The organism is Anaerobacillus sp. 63XJN7_5_ISO-PGPR-S23-430, from assembly GCF_056173695.1.
Map to the genome: position 1 here is coordinate 3,784,950 of NZ_CM149686.1, position 16,138 is coordinate 3,801,087.

Sequence of the window (16,138 nt, forward strand, 5' to 3'; positions counted from 1 at the left end):
GGTCGTTCTCCTTATTTTTTTAATTCAATTGTAATCGTTAGAATGCTTCGTCTATTTTTCATAAGTCTTTACATTCCTTCTTAAATGCAATCAAACTAACGGTTTAAAGGCATGAGTGAATCAAAAAACCTCCAATTTTTGACAGTTAATCCGTGATACCCCCTTATAATTTTTACAAATTTAAAAACATTTTAAAAAGGTGCACTTTTTCATTAACGCTTTAAATTGACAAATAATTTGCTAAAATGGGGAAGTTATAAAGAATTGGAGGTTTGATTATGGACACCACCATAGACGAGAAGCCAACGAAAAAAGGGAAGCTAAAACACCCTCCTGGCTTGTATCTTTTGTTTATCACAGAAATGTGGGAACGCTATAGCTTTTATGGTATGCGTTCAATACTCATTCTTTATTTAACCGCTGAGTTAATTAGCGGAGGACTGGGGATGGATCAAGATAAAGCACTATTGCTTTACGGTATGTACACTGGTCTTGTTTACTTCACACCATTAATTGGTGGTTATTTAACCGATAAATTCATCGGATTAAGAACGGCCATTACCATTGGTGGTATTACAATGGCCATCGGTGATTTTACACTGTTTGCTGTCCAAGAACAATGGGGCCTTTATACCGGGTTATTGTTACTGATTATCGGTAATGGGTTTTTCAAACCTAATATTTCCACTCTTGTTGGAGAGCTATACAGTAAGAACGATAAGCGAAAAGATTCAGCGTTCACCATTTTCTATATGGGAATTAACCTTGGTGGCCTGATTTCACCATTAATTGCCGGTCTTTTATACGCTAATGTTTTCTATACAAATACAGGCGGCGTTGAAACGTTTGGATTTAAATATGCATTTCTAGCATCATCAATTGGGATGATTATCGGACAAATCACCTTTAATCTACTTTCTAAAAAATATCTTGGTAATATTGGAAGAACTCCATCCAGTAACCGTGTAACACCAACGATTGAAGGAAAAGCTAAGCCGCTTACAAAAATTGAAAAGCAGCGTACTTCAGTCATTCTAATCCTAGCCATTTTCACCGTTACATTCTGGGCAGGATTCGAACAAGCAGGTGCTTCCTTTACGCTTTATACAAGGGATTTCATAGATAGAACGGTCTTTGGCTACGAAGTACCAGTATCCTTCTTCCAATCACTGAACCCAATGTTTGTATTATTGCTAGCACCAATCATTTCAGCCATTTGGCTAAAACTAGCAAAATCAAAACGCGGTGATTTTGCCATTCCTACAAAAATGGCTTTCGGTTTAATCCTACTTGGTGTCGGATTCATGGTAATGGTTCCGGCGGTTATGATGACCGGTAGTGATGAAGGTAACATTGCAGTAAAAGCTAGCATGCTATTTATGGTTGTGACGTACTTCTTCCATACACTTGGCGAACTATCGCTTTCACCAATCGGACTTTCTCTAGTTAGTAAAATGTCTCCAGTGAAAATCGCTTCACTATTGATGGGTGTTTGGTTCCTAAGTAACGCTGCTGCTAACTACCTTGCAGGTTACATCGCTTCACTCACAACATCAGCAGGCTACCTTGAAATCTTCATTTATTTAGGTGTCGCTGCTCTAAGTTTAGGTGTGATCCTGCTCTTGCTTTCTAAGAAGCTACAAAAACTCATGCATCTTGAAGAATTTAATGAGGATCATGTTGCTAAGCAGATGAACTAAACCAATAAAATAGGCTAGTCAAAAAAGGGTTTGCTCTCCGAATGGAGAGCAAACCCTTTTTCATTTATCGTTCACAGTTATTACTATCAATAAGTGATGTATTTATTTCCTGACCTGACTCTACCTCTCAAGCTCAATATTATAGTGATATTGATCGCTCCGGTACTTCGTTCTCGTATATTCGATCGGATGATCATTTATACCAAGACTTAGACGCGTCATTTCCAGGAGCGCTTCACCAGGGCGAATACCAAGTGCGTCTGCTTCGTTGATCGTGGCGTTAATGGCCGTGATTCGCTCACTCGCTTTTTTGAGATAATATTGATGTTGTTCAAGTACTTCATAATACATCGCCTGATTAAGATCAAATTTAATTAAAACATCGCCAATTTCCTTTGGCCAGCACGTTCGTTCAAGAGCTATCGGCACCTCATCAGCAAAGCGAATCCGCTCCACAAGCAGGATCGGCTCACCTTCCGTTACCTTTAACATATCATTCTCATGGTAAAGGTCATCACGAAATTCTGATCTCAGTACCTTTGAATGGGGAGTTTGTCCACGTTCCAGCACTTCTTCAGCGAAGCCCCTAAGCTTCCCAAGATTTCCGATCAAATTCTGTGGTTTGACTACCGTTCCGCGCCCCTGCTTTTTCTCTAACAAGCCATTCTGCACAAGAATCGAAATCGCCTGCCTGATTGTCGTTCGACTTACATCAAATTCTTTGATGAGATCCTGCTCAGTAGGAATCAACGTATTCGGCTTCCAGGCACCCGTTTGAATTCGTTTGATCAGAACGTCTTTTATTTGAAGGTATAGCGCTTCCCCTTTATTATGGTTCAGTTTATCTGATGACATATAAGCCTCTCCTCTTAAGCCGCCAAATGTTTGGCTCGGTTCATACATTCATTATAGCTAAAAAGGAGCTCGCTTTAAAATAGTAGTGCCATTCTTGAGGCTAGGATCCCTTTTTGATATAACACCTGTTCGACAAATAAGGACAAACATCGGGCAGTGCCTGTCACCGCTCAACTCTTTCTCTCACTTCTTCCACATTAAGTAGACGATTAACACGCACTAATCTAATACCGACTTTGGATGTCAGAGCTGAGATCTTGAGTGCTATTCGTTCTGAATCCACACAGATTTCAGCTGGCAAGAAACCGAGTTTATTAAGCATTTCTACTAGTGCTGCCTGTAGCTGTTTTCCATAATCAACTCTCTCAAACACCTGATAATAAACGATCATAGCCCCTTCATCTTCAACCCCAAGAACAACATTCGGAAAAAACGGACGTTCTCCATCTCTTTCCTGAATCGCTTCTTCTTCAAAGTATGATGCAAACTCAAGACGCATTTTCACCTGTCTATATTTCTGAATCCGCCTCATTTCAATCTCGGAAATCAGCACCGCCTCTTCCTCTTCAGGTTCTATAACAGCATTCATCACGCCATCTACCCACTGACCTGACTCCAGCAACCGTGCACGCCACCGCCCATCATAACCTTTTAACAAGTAGGCGTCATTCTTCTCCGTCTCTTCTACCACGTGAATCGCCTGCTTTAAGATCTCACAAAACGTCCGTACTTCCTTTCGAGAGAAATGCCACGGATAATATCCGGACGACATACTTCTAAAAACCGGCCATTCCTGCCGACCGCGAAAACGAAGCCCCAGCTTTTTAATCCACCGAAGATCCTCTCTCTTTAACTCATCGCGAGCCTGAAAGGCCAGCAATAAGCTACGCTCATATTCAATTACAGTCTGAATATCATCACGGCCATCCCTTACCGCCATTTTATAAGCAAGACCGTCATTACCAAGGTGAACGCCAAGCCCAAAGTGCTGCCCATTCATCCCGAGCACCGAACAATAAGCAACTTCACCCGTTCCCGGAATTTCTACAATGAACATCTCGTTGCTATGAATCCACTTCCAAGGTTGAAGCTTTCTATAGGCCATCGTAAGTTCAAAAAGCTCTTTCCACAGATCATGCTCACCTACCTCACTCTCCCTAAAAACAGCAAGTTGCTCATTAATACGCTTCATCTCACCTGCAGAAGGCATTTTTCCTTGCTCATACTGATCTCGCTTCCCTTCTTCAGGTGCGCCTTTATAGACCATTAAACATGTTGGAAAAGTTGCATCCTTCCGACCGCTAAACGCTTTTTCCAGAAAAATCTCATGCCGCCAGTTCTCCTCCGAACCATAAACGTATGTTAATGAAACCTGCTCCTCATTTAAAACATCCAAAAGCCGAACTTTACGTTCATCACGCATTTCCATTCCAGCGTTTTGAGAATCTACTTGTGTGGGACCAATGAATAATTCACTTTCTTCATCACCTAATGTAAATAAATCGCGATGATCCATAATAAAATAATGATGATGTGCGTTCGACCAATTAAAAGCAATTTGTATGTATTCATGTAGCTCACTAAGAAAGATCGAATCATCTACCTCAAGTCGTCTCCAAATCTTTGATTTCATCTCAATTAGGCTCACTTTTATTTGGAAAATCACCATCTCTCATCCTTTCCTTACACTCTGGTAAAACGACTTTTTTCACAGTATAGCATGTCCCTCCGAAACACAGACCCGCCATTTCATGTGATAAATGACCTATCCCAGCAATATACATAGAATAGTAGCTTACTAAGACATGTTCGGAGGAATGTGTGTTGAAAAAAGGCCTAATCCTTACCCTCTCCATTGGAGGCGCAATCGCAACCATCCTTGTCAGCGTTTTAATCGGAGTGTTAATTGGGAACGCGGATCTTGAAGAAAACTACACCGAGGATTTGAAGAAAATCAAAGCAGAGATTACTGAATCTGAAAAGGCAGCGAAAGAAGAAGGTGAGAAGCTTCTATCGATTCAAAATGAAATGAGCAGTACAGAAGAGAAGCTTGCGACTGAAACTCAGAATCTAGAAGAAGCTAAAGTAAAAGCTGAGGAAGTAAAAAAGTTACTCGATGAGAAGGAAAATGTCTCTGCAGATATTGAAAAGTTAAAAAAAGAAAAGGAAAGCACGAAAAAAGAAATGAGCAAGCTTGAAGATGACATTAAAGCGAAAAAGGATAAAGTGAACACACTAGATGACACAATCAAAGCAAAGAAAAAGGAGATTGATCAACTCGAAGAAACCATCGTAAAGAAAAACGAAGAACCTATTAAACTCAGCGCCGGACAATATATTGTTGGTAGCGATATCCCAGAAGGTCGGTATCAAGTAACGAACGTTGGAGAAGGCACAAACTTCTTCGTTTATAACCCAAGTGGATTACCAACAGTAAACACCATACTAGGAGACAGCATTGTTGGAACGGGGGATTTCGTCTTCTTCACCAGTGATGGGGATATGATCGAAACGCTAGGGCCGGTGAAATTAATTCCAGTCGAATAAACAACACACCTAAAGCCCACGCTCACATGAGCGCGGGCTTTAGTTTCGACAATATGTGTGCTAATTCGGGCGGTGACAGGCACTCGCGACTACTCGCGACTTGCGAACTCACGCAAACTCACTTCGGCAGCCGCACCGTACTAAAGTTCACTAACTTCCTCACTCCAGGCCATACCGATACCCTCGTCAATACATCTCTAACAAAAATCCCCCACCAAGAAGAAGGCAAGAAGAAGCTCGCAAACCTTCTAGCCGACTTCTGAAGCTTATCGATATCCGGATGGAGCGACCGTTCATAATCCGTAAGCGCAGCTTCTAAATTATTAGGATGTTGATCAAGCGATTTTGAAAGCATATATGCCCCCGCCATCGCCATGGAAGCACCCTGCCCGGCTAGTAACGAAATGCACTGACAGGAATCACCCACAAAAGTAATCCTGCCGTTTCGCCACTGGGATAATCCTACTTGCGACACCTCATCGAAGTAAAAATCCTTCGCCTCTTTGCCTGCTTCGAGCAAATCTGGAACAATCCAATTCATATGACCAAAATATTCATTCAGTTGCTCCAGTGCTTTTTCCTTTTGCACATGCCCCTGTTGTTCTGGATAGCGATATAAGAAAAACGTCGCCACTTTATTGCCTCGAATCGGATACACAGAAACCTGGCGATTCGGTTCCGAATACGTATAAAAATTCTTATCAATTTTTTCAAGAAAAGCAGGGTCTTCAACAATATAAGCCGCTGTATAATAACCCATGTAGCGAATTGGCTCCTTCTCTTCCTTAAACGAAAGAGAGCGCACTTTCGATCGCATACCGTCCGCACCTACAACTAAATCACATGTAAGTTTCGTACCATCTGAGAGACTCACATGCGCCTTTTCCGCATCCTGTTCAATTCGCTCTGGAGATACCCCAAACCGAAACGTAACCTGTTCTCGAACCTTCTCATAAAGCACTGTCTCAAGATCTCCGCGCATAAAATTGAAGTGCTTTTGATTTAATAACTCACGCAGAGACTGATAGGAAACCCTGTATTTCTCCGAGCCATTTCCCTTCAAAAAAGAAAGAGAATCGATCGGATAATAAATACGACTTAAATCATCGAGCATGCCCAGCTTTTCAGCCACGTCATAACCTGCTCCAAAGAAATCAATCATATAGCCTTCCGTTCGTATCGAAGGAGATTTCTCAACAATCGTGACTTGATCTCCTCTTTCACTCAAACAATAAGCAAGGGTTAATCCTGCAATACCGCCACCCACAATACATACGTCCATCACGATTCACCTCACTTTAAAATAAATGTAAGCTTACGACCCGTTTGCTCTAACACTTCTTCAAGACTGCGCTCCTCCTGGTAAAGGTAAATAAGCGTTTCAAACATCACTGAACTATAAATAAGCTCAGCGGCAATTTCTACTTCGAAATTATCCTGAAGCTTACCTAGTCGCCTTATTTCCTTAAGAAGTTCAACCAGCTCTTCAATAAACATAAAATCGAGCTGCATCAAGCTTTGCAGGAATTCTGGTTTACTTTGATAAGCATTCAATGACGCCACAATCAATTCTCGAAAAAGCTTCTTCTCTAGCAAACTGAAACCTTCCAAACGCTTCGTTAAATAATTTCGAACGGTAGCTTCAGCTGTCTCCTGAACTTCAAAACTTAGATCCATCCTCTCTTCCATACCTGTAAATTCCGCTCGCATCACTTCAACGAGAAGCTCTGCTTTAGAAGGAAAGTAATTAAATAACGTTCCTGAACCGATCCCGGCCCTCCTAGCTACAAGCTCTGTTGATGTCGCTTCATATCCTTTTTCAAGAAAAAGACCTTTCGCTACCTCCATGATCGTCTTTCTCGTTGCCTGCTTCTTTTGTTCACGTAGTCCGCTCATCATAACCTCCTAATACCTCAGTTAATTTATGACTGCGCTCATTTATGAGTATACTCATATTTTAAACCTACTCGTATGAAACTGCAACCTTGCGTGGCAAGACTTCCTTATTCTTATATCTAAATCTAAAAATGCGGAAGAACAATTCCTTTTTAGAAGGAATTGTTCTTCCGCAAAACTCGACTTGATTCGCGCTAATTCGGGCGGTGACAGGCACTCGCTAACTCGCGATCCAGCGAACCCGCTCCTATCCCAAAAACACTGCCCCATACGCCAGTGCCCCGACAATCACAAACGCTGGATGCACTTTCATCTTCTCCATCAGTACAAAACTAGCCACAATCAGAAAGATCGTTTGAACCAGCCCCGCACCTTCATATGAACTAGCAAAGAACTGAAACGCCATCACGCCAAGCAAGATCGCAATCGTCGGGCGAATGAGGGCCGTCATTTCCTTCACTTTTGGTGAGTTCTTAAACCGATTTAATAAACTTAGTAAGACAATCATCAGAACGAGCGAAGGTGCCACTGTCGCAAACACACCAACAAATGCGCCAAGAACCCCTCCCTGCTGAAACCCTATGTAACCTGCCATTTTCGTCGCAATTGGTCCAGGTAGCGCATTGGCCATCGCTAGCATTTCACTAAATTCATTCACACTCATCCAGCCGAACCGACCAACAACTTCATTTTCTACAAGCGGAATAGAAGCCGGTCCACCGCCGTAACCAACGATTCCAGGTATGAAAAACGCAACAAAGATATCCCAGTAAATCATGAGGATGGCTCCTTTCTCACCTGATCATCATCGGGCTTCCCATCACTACGAGTCGGTTTAAGCAACGCATAAAGCAGCAAACATCCTATTACAATTCCCGGATGTATCCCCGCAATTTCAATAAATAAAAAGGAAGCAACCGTCAACGCAATTGTTAAAATCCACCCTAAATTGCCCTGTGCTTTTCTGAAAAAATCATACGTTAACACCGCTAGCATGACGCCAACGACTGGAACGACGGCCTGTGTCATTCCCTGCACCCACGCCTTCTCTCGAAACGTGGAAAGAAACGTTAGCAAGAAAATCATAATGCCAATCGTCGGAACAATCGTTGCGAGCACCGCATTCAGCATCCCTGTTATCCCTGCAACTCGATGCCCAATATATCCCGCCATTTTTGTCGCAATTGGACCAGGAAGTGAATTTCCTAAAGCGAGAATGTCCGCAAATTCATCGTCATCCATCCATTTGTATTTCTCAACTACCTCTTTATGTACCAGTGGAATAGAAGAAGGTCCTCCTCCGTACCCAAGCATTCCCACTCTAAAAAAAGCGAGAAAAAGATGCCACTGTTGCATGACCCACCACCTTCCGAAACCTCACGCCCCTTTTAATAAGCGGCGATCGTTCCGTCTGTTCTTGATTCTGTGCCTCCAAATAAAGTACCTGACTGCTGATCACGCCAGATAATTTGTCCGCGGCCGAACGCACCCTTTTCCAACTGAACTTCGATTTGATGACCTTTTCGGCTAAGCGCCTCGGCAAGATGAGGAGGGAAAGTCGACTCAACCCACACGCGCTTCCCGTCAACCCACTGCCACCTCGGCGCATCAAGGGCAGACTGCGGATTTAAATGAAAATCAATCAGATTCGTAATCACCTGTAAATGCCCCTGTGGCTGCATAAAGCCTCCCATCACGCCAAACGGTCCAACCGCGTTACCATCTTTACTGAGAAATCCAGGAATGATCGTGTGATACGTCCGCTTTCCACCTTTTAGCGCATTGTCATGCTCAGGATCCATCGAAAAATTATGCCCGCGATTTTGGAGCGCAATCCCGGTGCCAGGCACCACGAGTCCTGAACCAAAGCCCATATAATTACTCTGAATAAACGAGACCATGTTTCCTTCATCATCAGCCGTCGCTAAATAGACAGTACCGCCTTTTGGAGGCTGGCCAGGAGAGGGCAAAAGCGCTTCATCACCAATTAACTTACGGCGACTTTCACCGTAAGCAGGCGAGAGCAAATCCTGAACAGCGACTGACATTTCCTGCTCGTCAGTAATGTACTTCTGTCCATCCGCAAAAGCAAGCTTCATCGCTTCAATTTGCTTATGATAGGTATCGACGGAATCTTTATGATCAAACTCAAACCCTTTTACGATATTCAGCGCAGACAACGCAATCAGTCCTTGCCCATTCGGCGGGATCTCCCAAACATCATATCCGCGATACTGAACCGAAATCGGATCGACCCACTCAGGCGTAAACGCCGAAAGATCTTTCTTCGTCAAATACCCATTATACGCTTTCGAAAAAGCATCAATCTTATCTGCAATTTCTCCCTTATAAAAAGAAGCGGCATCGGTTTCTGCGATTTGCCTTAACGTCTCCGCGTGACCCTTCGACTTCCAAACCTCGCCTACTTCAGGCGGACGACCATCCGGCGCAAACGTTTCAAACCAGTGCTGAAACTCCTCCCCCTTTAACTCTTCTTCAAATTTAGCATAAGCATTCTTCCAAAACTTACTTAAAATCGGAGAAACCGGAAAACCTTCCTCAGCATAGTGAATCGCCGGCGCAAGTGCCTCTTTTAAGGAAAGCTTCCCAAATCGTTTCGACAAAGCAGCCCACGATGCCGGAACGCCCGGGACAGTAACAGGAATCCAACCATATTTCGGAATTTCATTATACCCACGTTCTTTGACTGAATCAATGGAGATCGATTGTGGTGATGGTCCACTTCCATTCAAACCGTGCAATTCACCCTTTGTCCAAACAAGTGCAAACGCATCTCCCCCGATCCCGTTTGACGTCGGCTCCACCACCGTCAATACTGCCGCAGTCGCGATCGCCGCATCAATCGCATTCCCTCCCTTTTTCAACAGATCTAGTCCTGCCTGTGCCGCTAGCGGCTGGGATGTTGCCACCATTCCTTTGTTCGCTACTGTTGTCATGCGCTGAGAAGCATAGGGATAATGTAAGTAATCAGTCGTCATTGTTATAAAAGCTCCTTTCGATTTATGTAGAGATGAATAAGCTAAGCACTATTTCCGAATCTCAAAAAACCATAAAAAAGAAACCCCTTCATACCTCAGAGATTTTCCCATTATATAGGAAGCTCCCTTGGATGAAAAGGTTTTCTTTAGAATATTTTTATTTTTCAGTCATTTATCAAATTCTTCTCCACAACCTAGACAACTCACCCAAACGCACTCCCGGGATTATAATCTCCTAGATCCAACTCATTCCTCTCCCCAAGCACCAACCGCGCAAGCTCAGCGCCAAGAAACGGTCCACTCGTTAATCCCGAAGCTCCAAGACCATTCGCCACCAGCAGTCCTCTCACGCGAGGAACCGCTCCTGCAATCGGAACATTCCCTGGCGTAAACGGCCTGAAGCCTACCTTCGTCTCCACATACGTGCTATCCGATAGACCCGGAGCTACTTTCAACGCACGATCAATAATATGCTGAACACCACCCATCGTAACGCGCAGATCAAAGCCAGCCTGATCTTCCTGTGTGGACCCGACGACAATTCGCCCATTTTCAAATGGTAGGAAATATTGAATAAAAGGTGGCATGACGATTGGCCATTTTCCTGTATCCGTTTCAGGCAGATCGAGATGCACAATCTGGGCTTTTTGAGGTGAAACGAGGAACTTCATCCCAAGTGGCTGAAGCAGTTCACGCGCCCAAGCACCTCCAGTGACAATCACATTGTTCGCAAAATAGTTCTCGCCATTCACTTCGACTCCGTTGACCTTCGCATCATCCCATAAAAGTGAGGCATCCCCATGAATCACCTTCGCACCGTGATTTTTTGCTCCTCGAATGAGTGCATTTCGTAAAGCTCCGCCATTTACACGTGCTGCCCCACTCACATGAACAGCGGCGTAATGATCTGAAAGCGGAGGAAACAGCGCATTTGTTTCAGCAGCTGAAAGCCGTGACACCTCTCCCATTTCAGGCGTATCCTTCCGTCGCTCCATCGCAAGCGCAAGCTTTCTCTCAAGCTTCGTCTCACCTGAATAAATGTTAATCGCGCCAACGCGAGCGTAGCCCGTATCCATTTCGCCATCTTTTCTCAACTCTTCAATTAATTCCGGATAATAACGCGCCCCAGCTTCGACGAGACGATAGAAAGCCCCTCCACGTCGATTCGTTAGCCATGGACATACAATCCCAGCCGCCGCTTCTGTCGCCTGTCCTGCGTCTTTCCGATCAACGAGCATCACATCCGCTCCCTGCTTCGCCAGATGATAAGCCGTTGACACTCCTAAAATACCAGATCCGATTACAATCATTGATTTCATATCTTACACCTTTTCGTCGTTTGTCTGATTAGGTATTTTACAGGAATGTCGGAAGAGACTCAATCACGGCATAGCTTGTGATCAAACAAACTTCATGACAAACTGAAGAAAAGGAAAGACTGTAGACGTATCCTGCTATTTTCACCTTTAATCAAACGTTTGTTTAAGAAGGAGGAGTCACAAATGAATTTCAAAAAAATCATTGATCTCTCGATTCCAGTTAATAACGATACGCCTGTTTTCCCAGGTGATCCAAAACCGAACATTTATCCTGTAGCGGAGCATGACAAAGACGGCTACCAGGTGACCCAAATGAATATCGGCACACATACTGGCACACACCTTGATGCCCCTTTCCACTTCCAGAAAGATGGCGATCCCATCGATCAATCGAATTTAATGAAAGTGATGGGACCCGGTCACGTCATTGATGTAACAGGCAAAGAGCCAGGCGAACAAATCACATTAAACGATGTAGCACACCAAATCGATAGCATCGCTCCAGGAACGATCGCTCTTTTCCATACAGGCTGGTCAAAACATATAGGAACACAGACTTATTTTAACTACCCTTACCTATCTGTCGACATTATTAATACACTATTAGAAAAAGGCGTCACCACTTTCTTTGTTGATGCGCTTAATGTTGATCAACCAGGTGGTTCAACATTTCCAGTTCATGAAGCTATTACCTCCAACAACGGTATTATCGGAGAGAATTTATGTAACCTCGACCAGATCGATTTTGAAAATCCGCTCATCATTGCGCTGCCGTTAAAACTTGAAGGATTGGATGGATCACCTGTGAGGGCAGTTGCGGTGGAAGTGGAATAGAAATCTTCCTTTACTTCGATTTCAACATCCACTTATCAACATTTTAGGTACCAACACAAACCAACTCGATCAATAAAGCATCTACTAGTAGTAATTCATTTTATAGGAGGTGCTTTATTGAATTTAGACGAGGTTAAAAAACCGTATGATCTTATTGTGAGTTTGGGTAGTTCATGCAGTCCTGCAGGTCATCTAAGAAGAAATCACTTAAGGAAATTTTCAATGCCTTTTGACTGGATTGTTACTCCGAAACTATCTGGCATTAATCGAGTGATTCAAAATCAGTTTAGGGATTTCATGTTACTAGAAAATTTACAACGCATAGATGGACAAGCAAACTTCCTCGACGATAACGAAGTTGCTCAAAATTCAAAAGCTTATTTTGTTCAAGATACGCATAATAATATGCTGTCTGTTCATGATTTCCCCATTCTTCCTAATAAAGAATGGAGCGATACCTATCCGGCCTATCGACAGAAGCTAGAGCGACGGATCGAACGATTTCTTCTGCAATTCCAACAGGCTTCCTCCATTCTATTTATCAGATGGTCTGGTAACTATGCAGAAGCGATCGAAATGCAACAAACGTTAAAGAAATGCGTCAACGGATCATTTCATATTCTCTTGCTCACCCCTGATCCAAACCTCGAAATCGTTCAGGATACACACGTTCCAATGGAGGATATTTGTATTCTAAAAGTCCCTAACCAACCAGATAACACGTTGATGTGGGACAAGATATTAGATGGAATCTTATTAAGGCCCTAACTTATTCCCGCAGTAGGTCGATCATACACAAACAGAGCCCTTCTCTCCCCGAGAGCGGGCTCTGTTTCATTCGACAAATAGTTGCACAGTTCGGGCGGTGACAGGCACCTCTTAATCTAAATCGAACTCCTCAGCAATCTCCGCCATATGGTAAGGCATCACTTCATCGTTCATAACGTTTTTAGCGTTTTTGAAGCGAGTGGGGTTTACTTTACGAACCTTCTCCGCACCCTTTCGGTCGTTTAATCCTCGATTCGCTTCATAACCTACATACGAAGGATATCGTGGCACTTCGATTTCATCTTTTCCACGTTCACTTCTCTTAGTCGTTTTAGAAGCCTTCCCTCTCCATTGATCCGTTAAGTCAATTGCTGCGTCCGCTCCTTTAAGAATGGCTTTTCTAGTTCCTCTTCTTGCTCTCGTAGAAAAAGTAAGCAATAGGAGAGCAGCAGTCACTAAACTCCAAAAACCGTTTCTTTTCTTCCACATCACTAAGAACCTCCCAACAAATGGTATACCTACCTAATTATTTTGCTACAAATACCATTACATTATTCCCCTATCTTCCGATCACATCCTAATCGTTTCTACCCCCAAATAAAAAGAGAGCCTCGATCAAACCGAGGCTCTCAAAATCATTCTATAAAATAAAATTCTTCCAAACATTAGATGGAGAATTCTCTCCATTAAGTATAAATATTTAAGTTCCCTGACGAACCTTCAATCTTACAAGATGCTTCTCCAACACTTTATTCACTTCCGGAGACTTCTCAAGCGCTACCGAATGACCCGCTCTCCCTATAACCTCGCATCGTCCATTCTCAACTGCTTTCGCAATGTTCTCGGACAGTTTAATCGTATACGCATGATCTTGCTCGCCTGCAACAGCAAGAACCGGCACGGTTACGCCTTCCAGCTCCTCAAGCACACTCTTTCGATGAATAACCTGGTGAGCCGCATCCCCTATGGATGGCTCAAGTTTTTTCATATAATCTCTCCAGTAGTTACGCTCTCTTTCGAATTCCATCGACCCAAGCGATGCATCACCAAACATGATGTACATCAGCGTATCCACAACTTCCTCCGCCCCATTCTTCTGAAGCTGTGTAACAAGCGGCTGGAACTCCTCTTTCTTGTACTCTGCTTCACCAGAGCTTCCAAGAACAACGCACGAATGAAGAAGATCCGGCCTTCTAGCCGCAAGTCTTAGGGCTATGAAACCACCCATCGAATTACCGATAAAATGACACTTCTCAATCCCAAGACTTTCAATCAACGCAGCAGCATCATTTGTAAGCGTATCCATATCGAGGTTTGCTAAAGAAGACCTCCCGCTATTCCCTTGACCGCGGTGGTCATAGCAAATGACTCTATAATCTTTCGAAAAATGCTCCACCTGATGTTGAAACATATCTGAGTTAAAGAATAACGAATGACTAAATACCAAAACTGGTGCATCCTTTGGACCATAATCTTCATAATAGAGCGGTGTTTCGTTCACTTCGATAAACGACACGGTAAACCATCTCCTTTAATATGAATTTTGTTATGGTATAACTCCTACAAAGTTCGCTACTAAACAGCATATCCCTCTTTTATAACTGCCTAATATCAAAACAATAGTGAAGAGAGAAACATTCGACAAATTCTTTCATATATCGGGCAGTGACAGGCACCATCCTCCACACCACGACCAAAGACACAATTCCACTAAATCTCATTGACCACGCTTCCATAAAAAGGTACCTTTAATATGACACTTATACTCTCAGTCGTTTATTTTGTATCATGCAAGGAGGCTACCGTATGGCAATTTATTCTGAACGAGAAACTTGGAGCAACGCTCAAATGCACGACCATCAATTAGAAGGATTAAAACGAACAGTCAGACACGCCTACCAGAACATCCCTTTCTACCACGAGACTTTTAAGAACATACATATAACCCCAGCTGATATCCAGTCACTCGACGATCTGCAACGACTTCCATTTACAAAGAAACATCACTTAAGAGAAAATTACCCTTTCAAGATGCTCGCCTGTCCTATGGACGAAGTTGTCCGCATCCATGCTTCATCTGGGACGAGCGGTAAACCTACCGTAGTCGCTTATACAAAGAATGATATTCAAAATTGGGCCGATATTGTTGCAAGATCAATCACACTCGCAGGCGGACAAAAGGGAGACATCCTTCATAACGCCTACGGATATGGACTGTTCACAGGTGGTCTCGGTCTCCATGCAGGCTCAGAGCGACTTGGCTGCGCAACAGTCCCGATATCAGGCGGAAATACAGCTAATCAAATTACCCTAATTCAAGATTTTAAGCCCAGAATCATTTGCTCCACTCCATCCTATCTCCTTAACATTGGAGAAGCGATGATGATGCAAGGCATTGATCCAGCTTCAACTTCATTACAATACGCCATTCTTGGCGCAGAGCCATGGTCGGAAGAAATGAGATTTCAGATCGAAAAATTATTCCATCTGAAAGCAACGGACATTTATGGTTTAAGTGAAGTAATGGGACCGGGCATTGCAATGGAATGTGCAGAATGTCAGAATGGACTCCACATCGCAGACGATCATTTTATCGCTGAAATCATTAACCCTGATACTCTCGATCAAGTCGACGAGGGACAATACGGCGAACTGGTTTTCACAAGCCTTACAAAAGAAGCTCTTCCAATAATCAGATACCGAACAGGTGACATCGCATCCATTACGAGAGAAAAGTGTCTTTGCGGCAGAACAACCACAAGAATGAGCCGTGTAAAAGGACGTATTGATGATATGCTCATTATCAGAGGAGTTAACGTTTTTCCTTCTGAAATCGAACGGTATATATGTAATCTAGAAGAACTCGTCCCGCACTATCAAATCCACTTGCAGAAAAAAGGCCACTTAGATCACGTAACCTTGCATGTCGAAGTAGAGCAGGAGTTTTATAAGAAGCTAGAGATGAATTTTAACCATCCTATGGCGGTGAATCTTGTTGAGAGTCTTGGAAAAACTCTTAAAATGAAAACGCTTATATCAGTGGATATCCAATTGAAAGAACCACACTCAATACCTCGCTCCGAAGGAAAAGCAAAGCGAGTGCTAGATGCCCGTACAAAAATTATTCCTAAAACTTCTATTCATTAATTCAAAACAGGCTGACGATTCATCTCGTCAGCCTGTTCGACATTTAGTGACATAGTTCGGGTGGTGACAGGCA

The 16,138-nt window shown here is 43.2% G+C and carries 15 protein-coding genes; 5 read left to right on the forward strand and 10 right to left on the reverse strand.

Translation table 11 applies throughout. The features are described from left to right. Positions 1–278: 278 nt before the first annotated feature. Complete coding sequence (locus AC0VYJ_RS19580; RefSeq protein WP_194218583.1) at positions 279–1,700, forward strand: peptide MFS transporter; 1,422 nt, start codon at positions 279–281, stop codon at positions 1,698–1,700. A gap of 120 nt (positions 1,701–1,820) precedes the next feature. Here AC0VYJ_RS19580 and AC0VYJ_RS19585 read toward each other — a convergent pair whose 3' ends face one another. Further along, complete coding sequence (locus tag AC0VYJ_RS19585; RefSeq protein ID WP_475365971.1) at positions 1,821–2,555, reverse strand: GntR family transcriptional regulator; 735 nt, start codon at positions 2,553–2,555, stop codon at positions 1,821–1,823. Positions 2,556–2,718: 163 nt separating this feature from the next. After that, positions 2,719–4,221 (reverse strand): plasmid pRiA4b ORF-3 family protein, encoded by a 1,503-nt coding sequence (locus AC0VYJ_RS19590; protein WP_475365972.1) that lies wholly within the window; start codon positions 4,219–4,221, stop codon positions 2,719–2,721. Positions 4,222–4,379: 158 nt separating this feature from the next. Between AC0VYJ_RS19590 and AC0VYJ_RS19595 the strand changes: the two genes are divergently transcribed. After that, complete coding sequence (locus AC0VYJ_RS19595; protein WP_475365973.1) at positions 4,380–5,102, forward strand: hypothetical protein; 723 nt, start codon at positions 4,380–4,382, stop codon at positions 5,100–5,102. 118 nt (positions 5,103–5,220) lie between these two features. Here AC0VYJ_RS19595 and AC0VYJ_RS19600 read toward each other — a convergent pair whose 3' ends face one another. From AC0VYJ_RS19600 to AC0VYJ_RS19625, 6 genes are all read right to left on the reverse strand, one after another. Next, positions 5,221–6,384 (reverse strand): FAD-dependent oxidoreductase, encoded by a 1,164-nt coding sequence (locus tag AC0VYJ_RS19600; RefSeq protein WP_475365974.1) that lies wholly within the window; start codon positions 6,382–6,384, stop codon positions 5,221–5,223. Positions 6,385–6,395: 11 nt separating this feature from the next. After that, on the reverse strand, positions 6,396–6,998 hold the full coding sequence (locus AC0VYJ_RS19605; RefSeq protein ID WP_475365975.1) for a TetR/AcrR family transcriptional regulator: 603 nt from the start codon (positions 6,996–6,998) through the stop codon (positions 6,396–6,398). Between the two features lie 247 nt (positions 6,999–7,245). Further along, positions 7,246–7,776 (reverse strand): chromate transporter, encoded by a 531-nt coding sequence (locus tag AC0VYJ_RS19610; protein WP_475365976.1) that lies wholly within the window; start codon positions 7,774–7,776, stop codon positions 7,246–7,248. Further along, positions 7,773–8,354, reverse strand: a complete 582-nt coding sequence (locus AC0VYJ_RS19615; RefSeq protein ID WP_475365977.1) for a chromate transporter — start codon at positions 8,352–8,354, stop codon at positions 7,773–7,775. The genes AC0VYJ_RS19610 and AC0VYJ_RS19615 overlap by 4 nt, the downstream gene beginning before the upstream one ends. 32 nt (positions 8,355–8,386) lie before the next feature. Continuing rightward, on the reverse strand, positions 8,387–9,997 hold the full coding sequence (locus AC0VYJ_RS19620) for a gamma-glutamyltransferase family protein (protein ID WP_475365978.1): 1,611 nt from the start codon (positions 9,995–9,997) through the stop codon (positions 8,387–8,389). Positions 9,998–10,200: 203 nt separating this feature from the next. Beyond that, on the reverse strand, positions 10,201–11,316 hold the full coding sequence (locus tag AC0VYJ_RS19625) for an NAD(P)/FAD-dependent oxidoreductase (RefSeq protein ID WP_475365979.1): 1,116 nt from the start codon (positions 11,314–11,316) through the stop codon (positions 10,201–10,203). Positions 11,317–11,499: 183 nt separating this feature from the next. Between AC0VYJ_RS19625 and AC0VYJ_RS19630 the strand changes: the two genes are divergently transcribed. Then, positions 11,500–12,150 carry a cyclase family protein gene (locus AC0VYJ_RS19630; RefSeq protein WP_475365980.1) on the forward strand — a complete coding sequence of 217 codons (651 nt, stop codon included), beginning with the start codon at positions 11,500–11,502 and terminating at the stop codon, positions 12,148–12,150. A gap of 117 nt (positions 12,151–12,267) precedes the next feature. Beyond that, positions 12,268–12,918 (forward strand): DUF1796 family putative cysteine peptidase, encoded by a 651-nt coding sequence (locus AC0VYJ_RS19635; protein ID WP_475365981.1) that lies wholly within the window; start codon positions 12,268–12,270, stop codon positions 12,916–12,918. A 111-nt stretch (positions 12,919–13,029) separates the two neighbouring features. Here AC0VYJ_RS19635 and AC0VYJ_RS19640 read toward each other — a convergent pair whose 3' ends face one another. Beyond that, positions 13,030–13,407 (reverse strand): hypothetical protein, encoded by a 378-nt coding sequence (locus AC0VYJ_RS19640; protein WP_475365982.1) that lies wholly within the window; start codon positions 13,405–13,407, stop codon positions 13,030–13,032. Positions 13,408–13,618: 211 nt separating this feature from the next. Then, positions 13,619–14,434 (reverse strand): alpha/beta fold hydrolase, encoded by an 816-nt coding sequence (locus AC0VYJ_RS19645; RefSeq protein ID WP_475365983.1) that lies wholly within the window; start codon positions 14,432–14,434, stop codon positions 13,619–13,621. 290 nt (positions 14,435–14,724) lie between these two features. On the opposite strand from AC0VYJ_RS19645, the gene paaK reads away from it, so the two are divergent. Continuing rightward, the gene (gene paaK, locus AC0VYJ_RS19650; protein WP_475365984.1) at positions 14,725–16,065 is read left to right on the forward strand and encodes a phenylacetate--CoA ligase PaaK; all 1,341 of its coding nucleotides are present in this window, start codon (positions 14,725–14,727) and stop codon (positions 16,063–16,065) included. Positions 16,066–16,138: the final 73 nt, after the last annotated feature.

Bases quoted from the DNA above. Each gene is read 5' to 3' on its own strand.
- AC0VYJ_RS19580 (WP_194218583.1), top strand. From the start codon at position 279: ATGGACACCACCATAGACGAGAAGCCAACGAAAAAAGGGAAGCTAAAA.
- AC0VYJ_RS19585 (WP_475365971.1), bottom strand. From the start codon at position 2,555: ATGTCATCAGATAAACTGAACCATAATAAAGGGGAAGCGCTATACCTT.
- AC0VYJ_RS19600 (WP_475365974.1), bottom strand. From the start codon at position 6,384: ATGGACGTATGTATTGTGGGTGGCGGTATTGCAGGATTAACCCTTGCT.
- AC0VYJ_RS19605 (WP_475365975.1), bottom strand. From the start codon at position 6,998: ATGAGCGGACTACGTGAACAAAAGAAGCAGGCAACGAGAAAGACGATC.
- AC0VYJ_RS19610 (WP_475365976.1), bottom strand. From the start codon at position 7,776: ATGATTTACTGGGATATCTTTGTTGCGTTTTTCATACCTGGAATCGTT.
- AC0VYJ_RS19615 (WP_475365977.1), bottom strand. From the start codon at position 8,354: ATGCAACAGTGGCATCTTTTTCTCGCTTTTTTTAGAGTGGGAATGCTT.
- AC0VYJ_RS19620 (WP_475365978.1), bottom strand. From the start codon at position 9,997: ATGACGACTGATTACTTACATTATCCCTATGCTTCTCAGCGCATGACA.
- AC0VYJ_RS19625 (WP_475365979.1), bottom strand. From the start codon at position 11,316: ATGAAATCAATGATTGTAATCGGATCTGGTATTTTAGGAGTGTCAACG.
- AC0VYJ_RS19630 (WP_475365980.1), top strand. From the start codon at position 11,500: ATGAATTTCAAAAAAATCATTGATCTCTCGATTCCAGTTAATAACGAT.
- AC0VYJ_RS19640 (WP_475365982.1), bottom strand. From the start codon at position 13,407: ATGTGGAAGAAAAGAAACGGTTTTTGGAGTTTAGTGACTGCTGCTCTC.
- paaK (WP_475365984.1), top strand. From the start codon at position 14,725: ATGGCAATTTATTCTGAACGAGAAACTTGGAGCAACGCTCAAATGCAC.